The organism is Mesorhizobium ciceri biovar biserrulae, from assembly GCF_001618845.1.
GTDB classification, from domain to species: domain Bacteria; phylum Pseudomonadota; class Alphaproteobacteria; order Rhizobiales; family Rhizobiaceae; genus Mesorhizobium; species Mesorhizobium ciceri.
On record NZ_CP015064.1, the window covers coordinates 3,542,549 to 3,561,018 of the forward strand.

Below are 18,470 nucleotides of genomic sequence, written 5' to 3' on the forward strand. Positions count from 1 at the left end.
GCAATGGAAAGATTTTTTTGGAAACCGCCGGATCGGGACCGCCAACACCCCCGCTTGACATATCCATATCTCGACAGTTATACGTAAATCAATAGCCACAGGGTTATCGATCCCGGATGACGAACGCTCACGATGTCCTCTTCAGAACGCTCTCCGATCCGACGCGTCGCGCGATCTTCGAGCGCCTGTGCCGGCAAGGCGAGCAGACGGTCGGCGCCCTGACGGCTCAGTCGGGGGTCTCTCAACCTGCGGTGTCGAAGCATCTCGGCGTGCTCAAGCAGGCCGGGCTGGTGCGCGATCGCCATCAAGGACGGCAGACACATTATAGCGCCCAACTGGCAGCACTTTCCCCACTGACCGACTGGACGAACCAGATGAACGCGTTCTGGCAGAGCCGGTTCGACGATCTCGAAAATTTGCTCAAAAGAATGGACCAATGACCAACATTGCGATCGAAACGCGCTCTGTCATCGTCGAACGTGAGATCCCCTATCCGCCGGAGAAAATCTGGCGCGCGCTGACCCAACCGCATCTGATCGAGGAATGGCTGATGAAGAACGACTTCAAGCCAGTCGTGGACCACCGTTTCAAGCTGCGGAAGGAACCGCAACCTGACGTGAGCATCGTTGTGGACTGTCAGGTAACAGCCGTCGAGTTGAACAAGACACTGTCCTACACGTGGCAGGCCTATGGCCTTGAGAGTGTCGTCACCTGGACCCTCGTGCCGACCAGCACAGGCACCCGGTTGCGTATGGAACAGTCCGGCTTCCGGCCGGATCAGGAGCAGGCGTATCGGGGCGCGACGAGCGGGTGGCGGCAGTACTTTGCAAATCTGAGTCAGGTCCTGGCGCGGATAGATTGAAACTCGCAGGTGCGGATCGGTGGTCCGCACCGGTTGTTTTGACAGGAGGAACTATTGGACTGGAACAAGTGGGTTCGGCAAATGCATCGCTGGCTGTCGATCATCTTTGCGCTGACCGTCATCGCCAACTTCGCCACCATGGCATTCAGGCAGCCTCCCGCCTGGGTGGTCTACTCGCCGCTCCTGCCGCTCCTCCTGCTGCTGCTCAGCGGCCTGTACATGTTCGTGCTGCCCTATGCCGCCAAGGGACGCGGCGTGCAGCGTGCCGGCGGATAGGGAGTGGGGCAGAGTGGCCAGGACGCAGGGACAATCGACCGAGGCCAAGGCTGCGCCAGTGCTGCTCTCCGGCGGCAACCCGCAAATCGCCAAGGGCGACGGCGACGCCCCGGTGCAGGCCTATATCGCTGCGATGCCGGACTGGAAGCGCGGCCTGGGCGAGCGCCTCGACGCGCTCATCGTGGGCAACGTGCCTGACGTCCGCAAGGCCGTGCGATGGAACTCACCCTTCTACGGCATCGAAGGCCAGGGCTGGTTCGCGAGTTTCCATGTATTCACCCACTATGTGAAGATGACCTTTTTCAGTGGCATCTCATTGCAACCGATCCCACCAGGCGGCACGGCCAAGAGCAAGGATGTGCGCTGGATCGACATCCGCGAAGACCGGTTCGAGGAGGCGCAAATGGCGGAATGGATCAAGCAGGCCGCCGCCCTGCCCGGCTGGACCCCGTAGCGGCCACAGACGCAAGAATACGACAGAGGAGAAAGAGCGATGAAGATCAAGCTGACCAGCGTGTATGTGGACAACCAGGAAAACGCATTGCGCTTCTACGCCGACGTGCTGGGCTTCACCAAGAAGGCCGATTTCAGCAACGGGCCCTATCGCTGGCTGACAGTGACCTCGGCTGAAGAGCCTGATGGAACCGAACTGCAGCTCGCGCTCAACGACAACCCGGCCGCCAAAGCCTATCAGGAAGCCATCTTCCAGCAGGGTCAGCCTGCGGTCATGTTTTTCACCGACGACGTCAAGGGCGACTACGAGCGCATCAAGGCGAAGGGTGGCGCGTTCACCATGCCGCCGACCGAGGTGACCGGTTCAACCATCGCCCAGCTGAACGACAGCTGCGGCAACCTCGTTCAGATTACCCAACTGGCGCGCTGGTGACAGGCAGCGGTTGAACACGTCGACGCACAGGAGACACCAAATGACCCCCTCGCAACAGATCGACCAGCTGATCGCCGGTCTCTCGGACTGGCGCGGCGAGACGCTCGCCGACATCCGCAAGACCATCCTTGCAGCCGACCCGGACATCATCGAGGAGTGGAAGTGGATGGGCAGCCCGGTATGGTGCCTCGACGGCAACATCGTGGTCGGCAACGCCCACAAGGACAAGGTGAAGCTGACCTTTTCCCATGGCGCCAGCCTGCCGGATCCCGACAGGCTGTTCAACAATGGTTTTGGCGGCAAGGTGTGGCGGGCTATCGATGTGTTCAAGGGCGACACGCTCAATGAGAGCGCTTTGAAAGAGCTCGTCCGTGCCGCCATCGATTACAACAAGGCCAAAAAGAAGAAAAAGGCGCCGGCAGCTACTGGGGCGGAGCCACGGAAGTAAGTCTATGCTGCCTGGCCTGCCACCCAGCCCGACGACCATGCCCACTGGAAATTATAGCCGCCCAGCCAACCCGTGACATCGACGACTTCGCCGATGAAAAACAGGCCCGGCACGGATTTCGCCTGCATCGTCTTCTGGTCCAGCCCGTTGGTGTCGACCCCGCCCAGTGTCACTTCGGCGGTGCGGTAGCCCTCAGAACCGGCAGGCTTGATGCGCCATTCATTGACTGCGGCAGCTATGGTTTTGATCTGGGCGTCCGCAAGATCGGCGAGGTTGCCGTCGATGCCGGTTCGTTCGGCGATCGACTGCGCCAGCCGCTTCGGCAGGTGATTTGCCAGCACGGTCTGCACCGCCTGCCGCCCATTACCGCGCTTGGCACTACGAATGAGGTCCGCCACATCAACTCCCGGCAGCATGGCGATGCGGATTTCGTCGCCCTCGCGCCAATAGGACGAGATCTGCAGGATGGATGGTCCGCTGACGCCGCGATGCGTGAACAGCATCGCTTCGGAGAACTGCGTCTTGCCGCAGGCGACTTCCGCGTCGACGGCGTTGCCGGCCAGCGGCGCGAGCCGTTCGAGCGTGTTTGCGTCGAAGGTCAGCGGCACCAGCGCCGGCCGCGTTTCGACGATGGCAAGCCCAAACCGTTCGGCAAGCTCGTAGCCGAAACCGGTCGCCCCCATCTTGGGGATCGACTTGCCGCCGCAGGCCACGACCAGAGACTGGCAGCTAATCGTGCCCGTGGAGAGAGTGAGCACAAACCCCTCCACGGTTTTGCGGACATCCTCAACGCTGGTCGACAGCACCAGTTCGGCGCCCTTGTCCTGCATTTCCGAGACCAGCATGTCGATGATCTGGCGTGCGGAGCCGTCGCAGAACAACTGCCCAAGCGTCTTTTCGTGATAGGCGATGCGGTGGCGTTCGACGAGGGCGATGAAATCGCGTTGCGTATAGCGGCTGAGCGCCGAAATGCAGAAATGCGGATTGCCCGACAGAAAATTCTTCGGGCTGGCATGGATGTTGGTGAAATTGCACCGGCCCCCGCCGGAGATGCGGATCTTCTCGCCAGGCGCCGCCGCATGATCGAGGATCAGTACAGAACGGCCGCGCTTGGCCGCCTCCACGGCGCACATCATTCCGGCGGCACCCGCGCCGATGATCACGACATCATAGGATTGCATCAGGCTGTTCGTTCCCGCTCGGCCCACTCATCCGGTGCAGCGCATTTGTGCTGCCTGATACCGCGAACGGGGCGGACAGCCAACAGGCAAGAACAGCCAAGCAAAGGCTCAGATCAGCGTCTCTGCGAATAACGTCGTCAAGCGCTTCCAGTGGCGTTCCGCGCCCGCGGCATTGAAAACGCTATGATCGGGCACGCACCAGCCATGCGCCATGCCGGCATAGTTCTCGATGACATGATCTACTTCCGCAACCCTGAGCGCCTCGGCCAGCCGCGCCGACTGTTCCGGCGGGAAACTCCTGTCGACGCCGGATGTGCCGACATAGACGCGCGCCTTGATCGAGGCTGCCTTGCGATGCGGGCTGTCGGCGGCGTCGCTGGCGAGATTGCCGCCATGGAAGCTTGCGGCCGCTTTTATCCGTTCGGGATAGGTTGCAGCCGCATTCAATGATCGACCGCCGCCCATGCAATAGCCGATGGTGCCGATCGGCCCGGTAATGCCCTCGGCAGCAAGCGCATCGAGGAACGCACCGCTGTCGCGGATGGTCATCTCCTGCGTCGTGCCGGTGACCAGCGCCATCAGCGGGATTTTGGTCTTTTCCTCGGCGAAGGCGGTCTTGGCGTCGAACGGCCCGTAAGGTGCATTGCGGTAGAACAGGTCGGGCACCAGCACCGCATAGCCTTCATTCGCCAGCCGCTCGGCCATACTGTCGAGCGCCGGCCGCGGACCAAAGGCGTCCTGATAGAGAATGACGCCGGCCTTGGCAGGAGATGCGTTTGCCGAGTGGAAAAGCCCGGCATTGGCAACACCATCCCTGGTCTTGATCTGAAGGTCGTGTTTCGTCATCGCTCGCTCCGTTCGACAGATGCGCGATACATATCCGCGCAAGCCTATACGGCAAGGCGCTCCCTGAGCATGGCAGTCAAAATTTCGTGCGGGATTGCGTGACGCTATTGCTAGCCTTCTCGCACCGTCCGCGCACCGACATGCAGCGCGCGGCCGGCACCGAGCCCCATAATGGCTACGCCAAGCCCGAGCGCGACGAACAGGAACGCCGTTCCCGAAAAACTGCCGGTCCAGTCGCGGATCAGGCCCACCAGCAGCGGGCCGAATGCCGCCAGCACATAGCCGACGCCTTGCGCCATGCCTGAAAGATGCGCGGCGACATGCGAATCCGGCGAACGCAGCACGATTAGGCTCATGGCAGCCGCGATCAGGCCGCCCTGCCCGATGCCTTGCAGGATCGCCCAGAACAGCACGGTCGAGGTCGGTGCGAACAGAATGCCGAGCAGCGCGATCACCGCCGTGGCGACGAGCGCCACATTGATGCCGCGCTGGTCTTTCAGCCGCATCGCGAAGGACGGCACGGCGAGGCAGGTGATGACCTGCGCCATGACAGACACCGAAACCATGGCGCCGGCGGTGGCCGCATCGAAGCCACGCTCGCGCAGGATCGGCGCCAGCCAACCGAAGATGCAATAGGCAAGTGCCGACTGCAGGCCCATGAACAGCGTCACCTGCCAAGCCAGGCGATCGCGCCAGAGACCAACGACGCGAAAGCCGCGATGACTGACCTGCCGACGGCTGCCCAGCGCCTGCGGAATCCAGATCAAAAGCACGACCAGTGTAGGCACCGCCCAGGCAGCAAGTGCCCCGGACCATGAACCGGTGACAAAATGCTCGATCGGCAGTGTGAAACCGGCGGCGGCCGCCGAGCCGGCACAGAGCGCCATGGTGTAGAGCCCGGTCATGACGGCGGCCTTGTCGGCGAAATCTCGCTTCACCAGGCCCGGCAGCAGCACATTGCCGATGGCAATGGCGCCGCCGGCAAGGAAGGTGGCGACAAACAGCAGGGGAACCGTACCGAACCAGCGCAGGCCGGTTCCCAGCACCAGCAAGGTGAGCGCCCCGAGCAAAGTGCGCTCGGCTCCATAGCGCTGGGCAAATCTTGGCGCGAAGGGCGCGAACAGACCCAGACACAGAACGGGCAGCGTCGTCAGCAGGCTGGCGCCCGTCGTCGAGAGTCCGGTTGCCTGCATCACCTCGGGCAGCAGTACCGACAGGCTGGAAAACAGCGGCCGCAGGCTGAAGGCGATCAGCACAAGGCTCGCGCCAAGCACGATGCGCGCCGCACGGCTGCGCAGTTCAGGCGGCTGCGGCACGGGCAGGCTGTCGGCCTCGGCATCGATGAGTTCCAGACCCTCGATGGCGGCGGATTGCGCCGTCGGGTCAGGCTGACGAAAACTCTGGTTCATTGCGAAAGCAGTCTTTCAAGTTGGGCAAGCACCGGCGCCATGAAGGCGCGAACGGCGGCAACGGCGCGCTCGGGATTGCTCGCGGCAATGGCGTCGACGATTGCCGCATGCGCCTGGTGGTCCGGTTCGGGCAGATCGCCGTCGATGGTGGCATGGATGGTCTCGGTGATGGCGGCGGTGAAGAAGTCGTAGAGCTCCATCATCGCTTTGTTGCCGGACGCCGCGACAACCGATTTGTGGAAAGCGAGATCGCGCCGGATGAAGGCATCGCTTCCGCCGCCCGCGACGGTGCCGCGTTCGGCAAGCAGTTGCCGCATCGTCTCAAGATCGGCTGGCGTGTGGCGCATGGCGGCGAGCCGTGCCGCCTCCAGGTCGAGCGCCGCCCGCGCCTCCCACTGATCGCGCAGGCCGGTGCGCTTGACCCGGTCGAGCGCGGCAGAGGCATCGACGGTAGAGCGCACATATGTGCCCGAGCCCTGGCGCGTATCCAGCAATCCTTGCGAGACCAGCACCCGCACCGCCTCGCGCACCGTGCCGCGGCTGACCGACAGAAGGTCGGTCAGGGCTGCCTCATTGGGAATGCGCTCGCCGACGCCCCAGCGGCCGCTGACGATCTCCGCACGCAGGCTGCTGGTGGCGCTGTCGGTGAGATTGGTTCTGGTGGCGGGTTGCATAGGCCTATTCATAAGTCATCAGATGACTTGATGAATAGGCCTGCTTCTAGCTGCGGTCAAGATGCTCATCGAAGCCAACGAGCACCATGCAATGGGAACGGATCAGCTGGTGGCTCGTGCGAAGCTCGCCATGTGAAAGGCCTGGACCTCCGGCGGATAGCGATACCCCGTGCCATAGGGGCACGCATTGCGATCGAGGCAACCGCCGCTGCGGCAGGGTTCGCCATTCGCTCCCCCCACATGCGCCAGGCAGGATTGATAAGCGAATCCTTGCACGGAATAGGCGTCGACCGGGCAGGATTTCAGGCAGGGTTTCTCGGCGCAGCTATCGCAAAGGTGGGGCGCTGCCTCGGCAACTTGAACTGGAATTTCGTCGTCAAACAGCAGCGCACCGCGGTAGGCATGCCATAGCCCGTAGCGCGGATGCATGAGGATGCCGAGCGGCGACGGTTTCAGCCCCTCCGCCCGCATCGCCCATTGCTGGAACGGCAGATAGGGCTTGTCCGACGGAGAAATCGCCCGTGCGCCAAAATCCTGCGCCACGGCGCCGATCACTTCGCGCGACCATGTGTCGAGCGGATTGGCGATTGCCTGTGGCTGTTGCTCCCACCAACGCAGGAAATGCGGCCAGGATGCCGCGCCCGCCTGCCCCACCAGCAGGACGGCCGCTGCCGGCGCACCCGATGATCCCGTTGGCGGCGCATCGCTTGGCGTAAAATTGAAGCCGCCGCGAAGAACAAGGCCGTTGGCGAGAAGCGCCGCAGCAATGCGGTCAACGCTGCCGGCGGGCGTAATCATCCCTTCTTGTCCGGATCGGAGAACGCGCTCCGCCAGACTTCCTTGTGGATGATGTTGGCGACTTTAGCCCCGCCTGACTCGGGCTCCTTTCAAGTGAAGGCGTCGGGCATCGACCCCTTCTTCTTGGCGATGAAGTCCTTCAACGCTTCGTCGATGCTCGGATCGAGATGCGGCGCCTCATAGCTTTCCAGCCAGCGGCGGGCGAGTTCGTTGGCGCGCTGCGGCGCGGTCTTCTCGCCTTCGGCCAGCCACTGCTCGTAGGAATTGTTGTCGGCGATGTTGGAGCGGTAGAAGGCGGTCTGGAAATTGGCCTGGGTGTGGTCGCAGCCGAGATAGTGGCTGCCCGGCCCGACCTGGCGGATGGCGTCCATCGCCTGGCCGTTTTCCGACAGGTCGACGCCTTCGGAGAATTTCTGCGTCATGCCGAGCTGGTCGATGTCCATCATGAACTTTTCGTAGCAGGAGGCCAGCCCGCCCTCGAGCCAGCCGGCCGAGTGCAGCACGAAATTGGTGCCGGCCAGGATGGTCGAGTTCAGCGTGTTGGCGCTTTCATAAGCCGCTTGTGCATCCGGAACCTTGGACGCGCAGAGCGAGCCGCCGGTGCGGAACGGCAGGCCGAGACGGCGCGCCAGTTGTGCGGCGCCATAAGACACCAGCGACGGCTCCGGCGTGCCGAAGGTCGGCGCCCCCGACTGCATCGAAATCGACGAGGCGAAGGTACCGAACAGCACCGGCGCGCCGGGACGGATGAGCTGCGTGAACGACGCGCCGGCCAGCACTTCGGCCAGAACCTGCGTCAGCGTGCCGGCAACCGTCACCGGGCTCATCGCGCCGGCGAGGATGAACGGCGTGACGATGCAGGCCTGGTTGTGGCGCGCATAGACCTTCAGCGCGCCGAGCATGGTCTCGTCGAACACCATCGGCGAGTTGGCGTTGATCAGGCTGGTCAGCACCGTGTTGTTCTCGACGAAATCGTCGCCGAACACGATCTTGGCCATGGCGACGGTGTCCTCGGCGCGTTCCGGCGCGGTCACCGAGCCCATGAACGGCTTATCGGAATATTTGATGTGGCTGTAGATCATGTCGAGGTGGCGCTTGTTGACCGGCACATCGACCGGCTCGCATACCGTGCCGCCCGAATGGTGGATCGACGGCGCCATATAGGCGAGCTTAACGAAATTCTGGAAATCCTCGATCGTCGCGTAGCGCCTGACGCCGTCGAGGTCACGCACGAAGGGCGGGCCATAGACCGGCGCGAACACGGTGGCATTGCCACCGATCTGCACCGAACGCTCGGAATTGCGGGCGTGCTGGGTGTAGACGGACGGTGCGGTCTTGAGCAGCGAACGGCACAGCCCCTTCGGGAAATGCACGCGCTCGCCCTTGACGTCGGCGCCGGCCTCTTTCCACAGTTGCAGCGCTTCTGCATCGTCGCGAAAGATGATGCCGATCTCCTCGAGAACCGTGTCGGTGTTCTTCTCGATCAGCGCCAGGCCTTCCTCGTCCAGCACCTCGTAAACGTTGATCTTGCGCTTGATGTAGGTGAGCTGCGTGCCCGGGCCTCCGCCCGAACGCGCGGCCCGCCGGGCAGCAGCCCCGCCGCTGGCGCCGCGCCCACGTCGCGCGTTTGACGCTTCCTGATCGACTGCCGCGTGTTCGCTCATGGTGTTCTTCCCTGAATCTGTTCTTGTCTGGAATCCATAGCGGCTGCTCTCGCCGCTTCTTGCCAGATCGTAGCCATGCACCCTATTCGAAACGGCCCGCCAGCGCCAACGCCTGTCGCAAAATCGACAAGAATTCCAAGAGAGTTACGGTCGCTTTCCTTTTGCGGGAAGTCGCAAATCAGCTATGGATACATGCCCTCAGCGGGTTAGGTATGAACGCGAAGATATGTGCCTTGCGACATGGTCGCGATGCCGGCAGGAGCTCGATACAAATGTCCGACGACGAGATCATCCTTTCCGAACTTTCCGACGACGAGTTGGTGCAGCAGATGCACGACGATCTCTATGACGGGCTGAAGGAAGAGATCGAAGAAGGCACCAACATCCTGCTCGAGCGCGGCTGGGCGCCTTACAAGGTGCTGACCGAGGCGCTGGTCGAAGGCATGCGCATCGTCGGCGAGGATTTTCGCGACGGCATCCTGTTCGTGCCGGAAGTGCTGCTTTCCGCCAATGCGATGAAGGCGGGCATGTTCATCCTGCGCCCGCTGCTCGCCGCCACCGGCGCGCCCAAGCAAGGCAAGATGGTCATCGGCACCGTCAAGGGCGACATCCACGATATCGGCAAGAACCTTGTCGGCATGATGATGGAGGGCGCTGGCTTCGACGTCATCGATCTCGGCATCAACAATGCGGTCGAGAAATATCTCGATGCGATCGAACAGCACCAGCCCGACATCATCGGCATGTCGGCCCTGCTGACCACGACCATGCCCTATATGAAGGTCGTCATCGATACGATGAAGGAAAAAGGCATCCGCGACGATTATGTCGTGCTGGTCGGCGGCGCACCGCTGAACGAGGAATTCGGCAAGGCCGTCGGCGCCGATGCCTATTGCCGCGACGCGGCGGTGGCGGTCGAGACCGCCAAGGACTTCATGAAGCGCAAGCACAATGTGCGCGCTTCGGCCTGATTGGCCAATTCGGCCTGGACGACAGGAGAAGCCGCGCCCTTGCAGCGCGGCTTTTTTGTTACCAGATGATGAGGTGGCCGCGTGCGGATCAGGGCTTGGTGACGGTGTCCTCGACCGCCTTGGCCGTCGATTTGACATCCCTGCCGACGCCACGGACGGTGTTCGCGCAGGCCGCAAGGGCCAAGGCGCAGGCCAGGATGGCAATCGGCGTGATGCGCAGCAGTTTCATGGACGGTGTCTCCCTCAACAGATAAATTAGCGCCACAACAACGAAGGCCGCTCGACTGGTTCCATGGCCAAGACGCAAAAAACGAAACCGAATCAAGACGACAGGCTGCTCGTCATCGCCTGCGGGATGATTGCGCGCGAAGTTCTGGCCGTCAAGGAACAGCTCGGGCTGGATCACCTCGACCTGACCTGCCTGCCGGCGGAATTCCATTTCTACCCGGACCGCATCGCACCGGCCATGGACAAGGCGATCGAAAAAGCCAAGACGCAAGGCTACAGCAACATCTTCGTCGGCTATGCCGATTGCGGCACCGGCGGCCTGCTCGACCGCATCTGCGAGAAGCATGGCGTCGAGCGCATGGCCGGCCCGCATTGCTTCGCCTTCTACCAGAGCATGGAGGCCTATGCGAAAGTCGCAGACGACGACATGATGTCGTTCTACATGACCGACTTCCTCTGCCGGCAGTTCGACGCTTTCTTCATGAAACCGCTCGGCCTCGACAAGCACCCGGAGTTGATCAAGGACTATTTCGGCAATTACGAGAAGCTGATCTACCTCGCCCAGACCAACGATCCGGAACTCGACAAGATCGCCGAAAAAGCCGCCAGAATGCTCGGTCTCGTCTATGAACGCCGCGCCACCGGTTATGGCGACCTGACGGCCGGAATGGCGCAGGCGGCTGCACGCGCCTGAAGCAATTCTTGCCCCGCGATGACCCGAGCCTGGATGACAGGCCGCCGTGGACGGGTAAGGTGTGCGCCACAAGCAAACAGACTGCCAGCCATGGAAACGCACTGATGACCCCTCGCCTCTTGACAGCTGCACTCGGCCTCCTCTGTTTGGCCCTGCCCGCCCATGCCGACGGCGAGATACAGAAACTCATCACCCCGGCCGACAAGACGCGGCTCGACAAATATGGCGAGACCCGCAAGGCAGCCCTTGCCGAGGCGAAGACAGGCAACCCGGCCGAGGTCAAGCAACTCGATGCCCTGTTGGCAAAGCCGCTGGTGGCCTTTTCCGACAAGGACCTGACCGGCAACTGGCAGTGCCGCACCATCAAGGCCGGCGGACCTTTGCCGCTCGTCATCTATGGCTGGTTCAAGTGCAAGGTGACCGATGACGGTTCCGGCTGGCGGCTGGAGAAGATCAGCGGCTCGCAGCGCACCAGGGGCCGTTTCTTCGACGATGGCGAGAAACGCGCGATCTATCTCGGCTCCTTCTATGTCAACAGCGATCCGGCAAAGCCCTATGGCAGCGGTCCGCAAACCGACCAGGTCGGCTACGCCTTCCGCAACAGCGCCAAGGAATGGCGCATCGAATTTCCGGCTCCCTACTATGAATCGAAGCTCGATATCATCGAATTCAAGCGCTGACCGTGTATCGAAGAGCTGATCACCAAGGATTAACCCGGACACCCTAGCATCCCGTCTATTGTCGAGAACGGTTGCTTGGAGGGGGCAAGATCCATGGCAGCATCAGAATCCAATACGCCTCCGATCGTGGTCGTCACCGGCGGCGGCCAGCATGTCTGGGCTATGATCAATGCGATCGCCGACCGCGTAGGTCCTGTCAGCGTCGTCCTCGAAACGCCTGAATCCAAAAAGCAATTGCTGCGTGGCCGGGCCCGCCGCCAAGGCTGGATCTCCGCCATCGGCCAGCTTGGCACGATGGTACTGAGTAGGTTGGGCAAGCGATTCCTGGCCGGCCATAGCGCGCGACTGATTGCCGAGGAGAAGCTGGAGGTTGAGCCGCGACCAGGCCAGGAGATCATCCCGGTAGCCTCGGCCAATGGGCTTGAGTGCCTGCAGGCGATCCAGAAGATCCGGCCAGGCGTTGTGCTGCTCAACGGTTGCCGACTAATCTCGGCTGAGATGCTGAGCAAAATGCCCTGCCCGGTGCTCAACTACCATGCGGGCATCACGCCGAAATATCGCGGCATGAATGGCGGCTATTGGGCTCTGGTATCAGGCGATGCGGAGAATTTCGGCACGACTGTCCACCTCGTCGACGCTGGCGTCGACACTGGTGGCGTGCTGAAGCAGGCGCGCGGCAGATCGAAAAAAGGCGACACCATCTCAAGTCACGCGCTACGCCAGACGGCGTTCTCGCGCGACATCTGCGTCGAGGCTGTCAGCGATGCACTGGCTGGAAAACTCACGACGATCGATCCCGGCCTGCCTTCGAAACTCTGGTATCATCCGACGATCTGGTTCTACGTCTGGACGGGCCTCAGAACTGGCATCTGGTAGCGCGTTTTTCGTCCTGGACGGCATACTGCGCGCCAGCGTTTCCGACGCGCTGGACCGGGCGCCGGCACACGCCGCAAACGAATAAACCCACCTTTCATTTTACGACATCGATATGCGTCGCTTTTGAATGCGCGCGCGTCGTCCCATAACAAGCGGCACCACTGCGCTTGCGGCAATGCTCGATAGTTCGAGGAGTGAGAATTCATGGCCGATCTGATCGTCGTCTACTGGCGCGACATCCCTGCCCAGGTGATTGTCAAGAAGGGCCGGCAGAACGCCAAGCGCGAACTGCCGCTGCGCTTTACCGAGGCGATCGACATGTGCGCCATGCGCACCGGCGCCGGCGGTACAGACGACTATCTGGCCGAATGGCGCAAAGCCGATCCCATTCCGGTCGGCGACGACCTCGAAGCCGAAGTCGAGAAGGCATTCAACGACATCGACACGAGATATGACCGCGAGCGGCTGGTCGCTCTGGTCAAGGCGGGCGGCAAAGAAAATGTCTGAAACCATTCCTGCCAAGGAGAGGCCGGCTGTTACCCAGGCCACTCTGGTCAAGAAGGCAGCGCCGAAATCCGACTACAAGCCGGCCGACGTGTCGCCGCAGCGGCGCGTGCAGCGTTCCTTCGCGGTCAGATTATGGTCGGTGCGGCACTCGCGATTACTCGAATGGTTCTACGCCAAATTCGCCGACATGTTCCTGCTCCTCCATCCTTTATGGAAAGGCATAGGCTATGGCCGTGTCGAAGGGCCGATCAAATTTGTCGAGAAGCGCGTCAAGGGCTTCATGTTCGACTGCCGCATGTGCGGCCAGTGCATCTTGTCCTCGACAGGCATGTCTTGCCCGATGAACTGCCCCAAGCAATTGCGCAACGGCCCTTGCGGCGGTGTCCGCGCCAACGGCAATTGCGAGGTCGAGCCCGATATGCCCTGCGTCTGGGTCAAGGCCTGGCAAGGCTCGCAGAACATGGTGCACAGCGACAGGATCCTGACCGTGCAGAAGCCGGTCGACCAGTCGCTGCGTGAAACCTCGGCCTGGCTGCGGGTGACCGCTCAGGCGGCCACCGCGCGCGAAGCCGCCGCTGCCGCCAAGAATGAGGCGGCCAGCACCGGGGCGTCGGCATGATCGGCCGCCAGCGCGACGAAAACCCGGCCGGCATCCACCTGCCGCTCGAACCCCTGCCCGGCCACACCTCGCGCGGTCGGCTGGAGCGCGTACTGCGGCGCGGCGAGTTCGCTGTGACGACGGAGCTCAACCCGCCCGACAGCGCCGATCCGGAAGACGTCTACAACAGGGCGAAAATCTTCGACGGCTGGGTCGACGCCATCAACGCCGTCGATGCATCGGGCGCCAACTGCCACATGTCCTCGGTCGGCATCTGCGCACTTTTGACCCGCATGGGCTATGCGCCGATCATGCAGATCGCCTGCCGCGACAAGAACCGCATCGCCATCCAGGGCGACGTACTGGGCGGGGCTGCGATGGGCGTCGCCAACATGCTGTGCCTGACAGGTGACGGCGTGCAGGCCGGAGACCAGCCCGGCGCCAAGCCGGTGTTCGATCTCGACTGCATGTCGCTCCTGGAAACCTGCCGCATCATGCGCGACAACGGCAAGTTCCTGTCCGGCCGCAAGCTGACGACGCCGCCACAGCTTTTCCTGGGTGCTGCGATCAATCCGTTCGCGCCGCCGATCGACTTCCGCCCGCACCGGCTGGGCAAGAAGATCGCCGCCGGCGCGCAATTCGTACAGAGCCAGTATTGCTTCGACGTGCCCATGTTCCGCACCTACATGCAAAAGGTGCGCGACCTCGGCTATACCGAAAAATGCTTCATCCTGGTTGGCGTCGGGCCGCTCGCCTCGGCCAAGACGGCCAAGTGGATCCGCTCGAACGTGCCGGGCATCCATATTCCCGATTCTGTCATCAAGCGGCTGGAAGGCGCCCAGGACCAGAAAAAGGAAGGCAAGCAGCTCTGCATCGACATCATCAACGAGGTGAAGGAAATATCAGGTGTTTCCGGCGTTCACGTGATGGCCTACCGACAGGAAGAATATGTTGCCGAGATCGTCGATGAATCGGGCGTGCTGAAGGGCCGCCAGCCATGGAAACGTGAGATCCGCCGCGACGATCAGCTTGTCGCCGACCGGCTCGACAGCATCTTGCACGACGACATTACCGAAACGCAGGTGGACATGGTGAAGACCGCGCACTGACGGCGCGGACGGTCACCCATTCGCTTGAACGAAACCAGACAACGATATAAAGAAATCTTTATATCACGGCGGAGAGAATTTATGACCCGTACCATCGTCGCTTCGGCGACACGAGAAATCATCATCGGCTTCGACCAGCCGTTCTGCGTGATCGGCGAACGCATCAACCCGACCGGCCGCAAGAAGCTGGCCGCCGAGATGATCGCGGGCAATTTCGAGACCGTCATCAGGGACGCATTGGAGCAGGCAGCCTGTGGCGCCACCATGCTCGACGTCAACGCCGGCGTCACCTCGGTCAATCCGAACGAGACCGAACCCGGCCTTTTGGTGCAGACGCTGGAGATCGTGCAAGGGCTGGTCGACCTGCCGCTGTCGATCGACAGTTCCGTCACCGCCGCGATCGAAGCCGCACTCAAGGTTGCCAAGGGCCGCCCGCTCGTCAACTCCGTCACCGGCGAGGAAGAAAAGCTCGAAGCCATCCTGCCGCTGGTCAAGAAGTACAACGTGCCGGTCGTCGCCATCTCCAACGACGAAACCGGCATTTCGATGGACCCGGACGTGCGTTTCGCCGTCGCCAAGAAGATCGTCGAGCGCTGCGCCGATTTCGGCATTCCGGCGCATGACGTCGTCGTCGACCCGCTGGTCATGCCGATCGGCGCGCTGGGCGATGCCGGCCGCCAGGTCTTCGCGCTGCTGCGTCGCCTGCGTGAAGAGCTCAAGGTCAACACCACCTGCGGCCTGTCCAACATCTCTTTCGGCCTGCCGCATCGCCACGGCATCAACGCCGCTTTCATCCCGATGGTGATCGGCGCCGGAATGACCTCGGCCATCATGAACCCGGTGCGGCCGCAGGAAATGGAAGCCGTGCGCGGGGCCAATGTGCTGAACGGCACCGACGAGAACTGCACCAACTGGATCCGCACCTACAAGGATTACAAGCCGGCCGAAGGCGGCCAGGCCGTTGCCGCCCCGACGCAAGTCAATGCGCCGGGCGACGGCGCCGGCAATGGCGGTCGCCGCCGTGGCGGCCGTGAAGCCCGGATGGGCCGAGGGTAAGCGCGCAATCGTGAATTCACCTGCAAACATCACCGACCCGCTCGTGCTGTTCATGCCGTCGGGCAAGCGCGGGCGGTTTCCTGTCGGCACCCCGGTGCTCGATGCCGCGCGCCAGCTCGGCGTCTATGTCGAAAGTGTGTGCGGCGGACGCGCCACTTGCGGGCGTTGCCAGATCGAAGTGCAGGAAGGCAATTTCGCCAAGCACAAGATCACCTCCTCCAACGACCACATCACGCCCAAGGGCGCCAAGGAAGAGCGCTATGAGCACGTCCGCGGCCTACCCGAACGGCGTCGCCTCTCCTGCTCGGCACAAATCCTCGGCGATCTCGTCATCGACGTGCCGCAGGACACCGTCATCAACGCGCAGACCATCCGCAAGGATGCCGACACCAGGGTCATCGCCCGCGATGCGGCGATCCGTATGTGCTATGTCGAGATCGAAGAACCCGACATGCACAAGCCGCTTGGTGATCTCGACCGGCTGAAGATCGCGCTGATGCACGATTGGGGTTTGAAAAGCCTCGATTTCGATTTTTATCTGCTGCCGCAGGTGCAAGGCATCCTGCGCAAGGGCAACTGGACCGCGACCGCCGCCATCTACAAGGATGCCGACTCTGAGACAGCGCGCGTCGTAGCACTTTGGCCCGGCCTCAAGAACGAAGCCTATGGGCTGGCCTGCGATATCGGCTCGACCACCATCGCCATGCATCTGGTGTCGCTGCTGTCGGGCCGCGTCGCCGCCTCGTCGGGCACCTCGAACCCGCAGATCCGCTTCGGCGAGGATCTGATGAGCCGCGTCTCCTATGTGATGATGAACCCGGACGGCCGCGAGGGCATGACGGTCGCCGTGCGCGAGGCGATCTCGGGTCTCGTCGACAAGGTCTGCGCCGAAGGCAATGTCCAGCGCAACGACATCCTGGACAGCGTCTTCGTCGGCAATCCGATCATGCACCATCTGTTCCTCGGCATCGATCCGACCGAGCTTGGCGGTGCCCCCTTCGCGCTCGCCGTTTCGGGCGCGGTGCACATCAAGGCATCCGACATCGGCCTCAAGCTCAACCAGGGCGCCAGGCTCTATATGCTGCCTTGCATCGCCGGCCATGTCGGTGCGGATGCGGCGGCGGTGACGCTGTCGGAAGGCCCGCATCGCCAGGACGAGATGATGCTGATCGTCGATGTCGGCACCAATGCCGAGATCGTGCTCGGCAATCGCCAGCGGGTGGTTGCTGCCTCCTCGCCCACCGGCCCTGCCTTCGAGGGCGCCGAAATCTCCGGCGGCCAGCGAGCAGCGCCGGGCGCCATCGAGCGCGTGCGCATCGATCCCGATACGCTTGAACCGAAATACCGCGTCATCGGCTCTGAACTGTGGTCCGACGAGCCGGGCTTCCTGGAAAGCGTCCAGGCGACCGGCGTCACCGGCATCTGCGGCTCCGGCATCATCGAAGTGGTGGCGGAGATGTATCTCGCCGGCATCATTTCCGAGGACGGCGTCATCGACGGCGGGCTTTCGGCGCGCTCGCCACGCGTTACGGCCAACGGCCGCACCTTCTCCTATGTGCTGAAGGACGGCTCCGCCGCATTGACGGAAGATGGGCCGAAGATCACCATCACCCAGACCGATGTGCGCGCCATCCAGCTTGCCAAGGCAGCGCTTTATGCCGGCACCAAGCTGTTGATGGAAAAGCAGAACACCGAGCATGTCGACCGCATCCATTTCGCCGGCGCCTTCGGCTCCTTCATCGATCCGAAATACGCCATGGTGCTGGGCCTGATCCCGGATTGCGACCTCGACAAGGTCTCGGCGGTCGGCAACGCCGCCGGTGCCGGCGCGCGCATGGCGCTGCTCAATCGCGGCTACCGCCGCGAGATCGAGGACACGGTCAGCAAGATCGAGAAGATCGAGACGGCGCTGGAACCGAAATTCCAGGAGCATTTCGTCTACGCCATGGCGCTGCCCAACAAGGTCGATCCGTTCCCGAAACTGTCGGCAGCGGTGAAACTGCCGCCGCGCAAGACGGTCAGCGAGGATGGCGTTGCCGGCGACGCCGCTCCGCGCCGGCGTTCGCGCGAAGGCCACGAGGGGCGGAGGCGTGGACGGGAATAAGCGGCCCGCCCCCGCCAACACCTTTCGAAACTCATTTGCATGCAAATGTTTCCGGATCGTCTGATCCGGAAACCAAAACGCTGTTTTCGTGAAATTCGCCAGATACATGGCAGGCGCATTCAACCGGCATCGAACGGCAGGCAGGAAATATCTTTCAGCCGCTGCAACGCTCCAGGGGAGACAACGATGTCAATGCTCGAAAGCCTGAGCCGCTATGGCACCGCCATCAGACAAGCCCATGACCGCAGCAAGGCGCGGCGCCTGCTGAACAGCCTGCCGCCCGAAATCCAGAAGGACATCGGCTGGCCGGTGTCGCCGCGATCCAGTGAAAGGGCATCCCTCAGCAGCGCTATCTGGAGCGCCGCGCGCTGATGACCTTCGCCGACAAATGCAAATTGCTCGGCATGCGCCGGGGACCTCGCATGTCTCCGGCGACCACCAGCAACCGGCTGCGAGCCGCACTTTTACCGCGTCGCTGACCACTGCGGCGCGGATCAAACCGCCGTGTAGACGCGGGCGCAAATCTTGACATTTTCAGCCACGGCACAATCTTTCGATTTAGGGGGTTCTCTTAGTCGGCTTTGGCCGAAGTTCGTGTATTCG

General features: G+C 62.5%; 23 protein-coding genes. 16 read left to right on the forward strand and 7 right to left on the reverse strand.

Going from position 1 to position 18,470, the window contains the following annotated elements:
- Nucleotides 1–116 precede the first annotated feature (116 nt).
- The 6 genes from A4R29_RS16540 to A4R29_RS16565 are packed head-to-tail and all read left to right on the forward strand — an operon-like array spanning nucleotide 117 to nucleotide 2,472.
- Nucleotides 117–440, forward strand: coding sequence for an ArsR/SmtB family transcription factor (locus tag A4R29_RS16540; protein WP_013531187.1), 324 nt, complete (start codon nucleotides 117–119; stop codon nucleotides 438–440).
- Complete coding sequence (locus A4R29_RS16545) at nucleotides 437–862, forward strand: SRPBCC family protein (RefSeq protein WP_063172377.1); 426 nt, start codon at nucleotides 437–439, stop codon at nucleotides 860–862. Before A4R29_RS16540 ends, A4R29_RS16545 begins: the two co-directional genes overlap by 4 nt.
- A gap of 54 nt (nucleotides 863–916) precedes the next feature.
- A complete protein-coding gene (locus A4R29_RS16550) occupies nucleotides 917–1,138 on the forward strand; it encodes a hypothetical protein (RefSeq protein WP_013531185.1) in 222 nt (73 codons plus the stop codon).
- On the forward strand, nucleotides 1,098–1,592 hold the full coding sequence (locus A4R29_RS16555; RefSeq protein ID WP_395316696.1) for a DUF1801 domain-containing protein: 495 nt from the start codon (nucleotides 1,098–1,100) through the stop codon (nucleotides 1,590–1,592). Before A4R29_RS16550 ends, A4R29_RS16555 begins: the two co-directional genes overlap by 41 nt.
- 39 nt (nucleotides 1,593–1,631) lie before the next feature.
- Entirely contained in the window at nucleotides 1,632–2,024 is a 393-nt protein-coding gene (locus A4R29_RS16560) for a VOC family protein (RefSeq protein WP_063172379.1), read from the forward strand.
- Between the two features lie 40 nt (nucleotides 2,025–2,064).
- Nucleotides 2,065–2,472 carry a DUF1801 domain-containing protein gene (locus A4R29_RS16565; protein ID WP_013531182.1) on the forward strand — a complete coding sequence of 136 codons (408 nt, stop codon included), beginning with the start codon at nucleotides 2,065–2,067 and terminating at the stop codon, nucleotides 2,470–2,472.
- A 2-nt stretch (nucleotides 2,473–2,474) separates the two neighbouring features.
- On the opposite strand, the gene A4R29_RS16570 is transcribed toward A4R29_RS16565, so the two are convergent.
- From A4R29_RS16570 to A4R29_RS16595, 6 genes are all read right to left on the reverse strand, one after another.
- Nucleotides 2,475–3,653, reverse strand: coding sequence for a BaiN/RdsA family NAD(P)/FAD-dependent oxidoreductase (locus A4R29_RS16570; RefSeq protein ID WP_063172380.1), 1,179 nt, complete (start codon nucleotides 3,651–3,653; stop codon nucleotides 2,475–2,477).
- Nucleotides 3,654–3,761: 108 nt separating this feature from the next.
- A complete protein-coding gene (locus tag A4R29_RS16575) occupies nucleotides 3,762–4,499 on the reverse strand; it encodes a dienelactone hydrolase family protein (protein ID WP_063172381.1) in 738 nt (245 codons plus the stop codon).
- A 110-nt stretch (nucleotides 4,500–4,609) separates the two neighbouring features.
- Nucleotides 4,610–5,908 carry a CynX/NimT family MFS transporter gene (locus A4R29_RS16580; protein ID WP_063172382.1) on the reverse strand — a complete coding sequence of 433 codons (1,299 nt, stop codon included), beginning with the start codon at nucleotides 5,906–5,908 and terminating at the stop codon, nucleotides 4,610–4,612.
- Nucleotides 5,905–6,582 carry a FadR/GntR family transcriptional regulator gene (locus A4R29_RS16585; RefSeq protein ID WP_013531178.1) on the reverse strand — a complete coding sequence of 226 codons (678 nt, stop codon included), beginning with the start codon at nucleotides 6,580–6,582 and terminating at the stop codon, nucleotides 5,905–5,907. The genes A4R29_RS16580 and A4R29_RS16585 overlap by 4 nt, the downstream gene beginning before the upstream one ends.
- Before the next feature lie 102 nt (nucleotides 6,583–6,684).
- Nucleotides 6,685–7,380: a 4Fe-4S dicluster domain-containing protein gene (locus tag A4R29_RS16590; protein ID WP_013531177.1), complete on the reverse strand. Its 696-nt coding sequence runs from the start codon at nucleotides 7,378–7,380 to the stop codon at nucleotides 6,685–6,687.
- 89 nt (nucleotides 7,381–7,469) lie between these two features.
- Nucleotides 7,470–9,044 (reverse strand): trimethylamine methyltransferase family protein, encoded by a 1,575-nt coding sequence (locus tag A4R29_RS16595; RefSeq protein ID WP_024501311.1) that lies wholly within the window; start codon nucleotides 9,042–9,044, stop codon nucleotides 7,470–7,472.
- A 272-nt stretch (nucleotides 9,045–9,316) separates the two neighbouring features.
- On the opposite strand from A4R29_RS16595, the gene A4R29_RS16600 reads away from it, so the two are divergent.
- Nucleotides 9,317–10,015: a corrinoid protein gene (locus A4R29_RS16600; RefSeq protein WP_013531175.1), complete on the forward strand. Its 699-nt coding sequence runs from the start codon at nucleotides 9,317–9,319 to the stop codon at nucleotides 10,013–10,015.
- Nucleotides 10,016–10,103: 88 nt separating this feature from the next.
- Here the strand turns inward: A4R29_RS16600 and A4R29_RS35640 are convergent, their stop codons facing one another.
- The gene (locus tag A4R29_RS35640) at nucleotides 10,104–10,244 is read right to left on the reverse strand and encodes an entericidin A/B family lipoprotein (protein WP_013531174.1); all 141 of its coding nucleotides are present in this window, start codon (nucleotides 10,242–10,244) and stop codon (nucleotides 10,104–10,106) included.
- A gap of 63 nt (nucleotides 10,245–10,307) precedes the next feature.
- Between A4R29_RS35640 and A4R29_RS16610 the strand changes: the two genes are divergently transcribed.
- From A4R29_RS16610 to A4R29_RS16650, 9 genes are all read left to right on the forward strand, one after another.
- Nucleotides 10,308–10,937, forward strand: a complete 630-nt coding sequence (locus A4R29_RS16610; protein WP_027160503.1) for a DUF1638 domain-containing protein — start codon at nucleotides 10,308–10,310, stop codon at nucleotides 10,935–10,937.
- Nucleotides 10,938–11,041: 104 nt separating this feature from the next.
- Nucleotides 11,042–11,617, forward strand: coding sequence for a DUF4893 domain-containing protein (locus tag A4R29_RS16615; protein ID WP_063172383.1), 576 nt, complete (start codon nucleotides 11,042–11,044; stop codon nucleotides 11,615–11,617).
- A gap of 93 nt (nucleotides 11,618–11,710) precedes the next feature.
- The gene (locus A4R29_RS16620; RefSeq protein ID WP_063172384.1) at nucleotides 11,711–12,493 is read left to right on the forward strand and encodes a formyl transferase; all 783 of its coding nucleotides are present in this window, start codon (nucleotides 11,711–11,713) and stop codon (nucleotides 12,491–12,493) included.
- Between the two features lie 204 nt (nucleotides 12,494–12,697).
- Nucleotides 12,698–13,000 carry a virulence factor gene (locus A4R29_RS16625; RefSeq protein WP_013531170.1) on the forward strand — a complete coding sequence of 101 codons (303 nt, stop codon included), beginning with the start codon at nucleotides 12,698–12,700 and terminating at the stop codon, nucleotides 12,998–13,000.
- On the forward strand, nucleotides 12,993–13,619 hold the full coding sequence (locus A4R29_RS16630) for a methylenetetrahydrofolate reductase C-terminal domain-containing protein (protein ID WP_063172385.1): 627 nt from the start codon (nucleotides 12,993–12,995) through the stop codon (nucleotides 13,617–13,619). Before A4R29_RS16625 ends, A4R29_RS16630 begins: the two co-directional genes overlap by 8 nt.
- Nucleotides 13,616–14,707, forward strand: coding sequence for a methylenetetrahydrofolate reductase (locus A4R29_RS16635; protein WP_013531168.1), 1,092 nt, complete (start codon nucleotides 13,616–13,618; stop codon nucleotides 14,705–14,707). Before A4R29_RS16630 ends, A4R29_RS16635 begins: the two co-directional genes overlap by 4 nt.
- Before the next feature lie 81 nt (nucleotides 14,708–14,788).
- The gene (locus A4R29_RS16640; RefSeq protein ID WP_013531167.1) at nucleotides 14,789–15,763 is read left to right on the forward strand and encodes a methyltetrahydrofolate cobalamin methyltransferase; all 975 of its coding nucleotides are present in this window, start codon (nucleotides 14,789–14,791) and stop codon (nucleotides 15,761–15,763) included.
- Complete coding sequence (locus A4R29_RS16645; protein ID WP_063172386.1) at nucleotides 15,714–17,867, forward strand: ASKHA domain-containing protein; 2,154 nt, start codon at nucleotides 15,714–15,716, stop codon at nucleotides 17,865–17,867. The genes A4R29_RS16640 and A4R29_RS16645 overlap by 50 nt, the downstream gene beginning before the upstream one ends.
- Before the next feature lie 186 nt (nucleotides 17,868–18,053).
- Complete coding sequence (locus A4R29_RS16650) at nucleotides 18,054–18,239, forward strand: hypothetical protein (protein WP_013531165.1); 186 nt, start codon at nucleotides 18,054–18,056, stop codon at nucleotides 18,237–18,239.
- The last annotated feature ends 231 nt before the right edge of the window (nucleotides 18,240–18,470 follow it).

Excerpts from the sequence above, each read along its gene's own strand:
- A4R29_RS16540 (WP_013531187.1), top strand. The coding sequence starts at position 117 with ATGACGAACGCTCACGATGTCCTCTTCAGAACGCTCTCCGATCCGACG.
- A4R29_RS16545 (WP_063172377.1), top strand. The coding sequence starts at position 437 with ATGACCAACATTGCGATCGAAACGCGCTCTGTCATCGTCGAACGTGAG.
- A4R29_RS16555 (WP_395316696.1), top strand. The coding sequence starts at position 1,098 with ATGCCGCCAAGGGACGCGGCGTGCAGCGTGCCGGCGGATAGGGAGTGG.
- A4R29_RS16560 (WP_063172379.1), top strand. The coding sequence starts at position 1,632 with ATGAAGATCAAGCTGACCAGCGTGTATGTGGACAACCAGGAAAACGCA.
- A4R29_RS16565 (WP_013531182.1), top strand. The coding sequence starts at position 2,065 with ATGACCCCCTCGCAACAGATCGACCAGCTGATCGCCGGTCTCTCGGAC.
- A4R29_RS16570 (WP_063172380.1), bottom strand. The coding sequence starts at position 3,653 with ATGCAATCCTATGATGTCGTGATCATCGGCGCGGGTGCCGCCGGAATG.
- A4R29_RS16575 (WP_063172381.1), bottom strand. The coding sequence starts at position 4,499 with ATGACGAAACACGACCTTCAGATCAAGACCAGGGATGGTGTTGCCAAT.
- A4R29_RS16580 (WP_063172382.1), bottom strand. The coding sequence starts at position 5,908 with ATGAACCAGAGTTTTCGTCAGCCTGACCCGACGGCGCAATCCGCCGCC.
- A4R29_RS16585 (WP_013531178.1), bottom strand. The coding sequence starts at position 6,582 with ATGCAACCCGCCACCAGAACCAATCTCACCGACAGCGCCACCAGCAGC.
- A4R29_RS16590 (WP_013531177.1), bottom strand. The coding sequence starts at position 7,380 with ATGATTACGCCCGCCGGCAGCGTTGACCGCATTGCTGCGGCGCTTCTC.
- A4R29_RS16595 (WP_024501311.1), bottom strand. The coding sequence starts at position 9,044 with ATGAGCGAACACGCGGCAGTCGATCAGGAAGCGTCAAACGCGCGACGT.
- A4R29_RS16600 (WP_013531175.1), top strand. The coding sequence starts at position 9,317 with ATGTCCGACGACGAGATCATCCTTTCCGAACTTTCCGACGACGAGTTG.
- A4R29_RS35640 (WP_013531174.1), bottom strand. The coding sequence starts at position 10,244 with ATGAAACTGCTGCGCATCACGCCGATTGCCATCCTGGCCTGCGCCTTG.
- A4R29_RS16610 (WP_027160503.1), top strand. The coding sequence starts at position 10,308 with ATGGCCAAGACGCAAAAAACGAAACCGAATCAAGACGACAGGCTGCTC.
- A4R29_RS16615 (WP_063172383.1), top strand. The coding sequence starts at position 11,042 with ATGACCCCTCGCCTCTTGACAGCTGCACTCGGCCTCCTCTGTTTGGCC.
- A4R29_RS16620 (WP_063172384.1), top strand. The coding sequence starts at position 11,711 with ATGGCAGCATCAGAATCCAATACGCCTCCGATCGTGGTCGTCACCGGC.
- A4R29_RS16625 (WP_013531170.1), top strand. The coding sequence starts at position 12,698 with ATGGCCGATCTGATCGTCGTCTACTGGCGCGACATCCCTGCCCAGGTG.
- A4R29_RS16630 (WP_063172385.1), top strand. The coding sequence starts at position 12,993 with ATGTCTGAAACCATTCCTGCCAAGGAGAGGCCGGCTGTTACCCAGGCC.
- A4R29_RS16635 (WP_013531168.1), top strand. The coding sequence starts at position 13,616 with ATGATCGGCCGCCAGCGCGACGAAAACCCGGCCGGCATCCACCTGCCG.
- A4R29_RS16640 (WP_013531167.1), top strand. The coding sequence starts at position 14,789 with ATGACCCGTACCATCGTCGCTTCGGCGACACGAGAAATCATCATCGGC.
- A4R29_RS16645 (WP_063172386.1), top strand. The coding sequence starts at position 15,714 with ATGGCGGTCGCCGCCGTGGCGGCCGTGAAGCCCGGATGGGCCGAGGGT.
- A4R29_RS16650 (WP_013531165.1), top strand. The coding sequence starts at position 18,054 with ATGTCAATGCTCGAAAGCCTGAGCCGCTATGGCACCGCCATCAGACAA.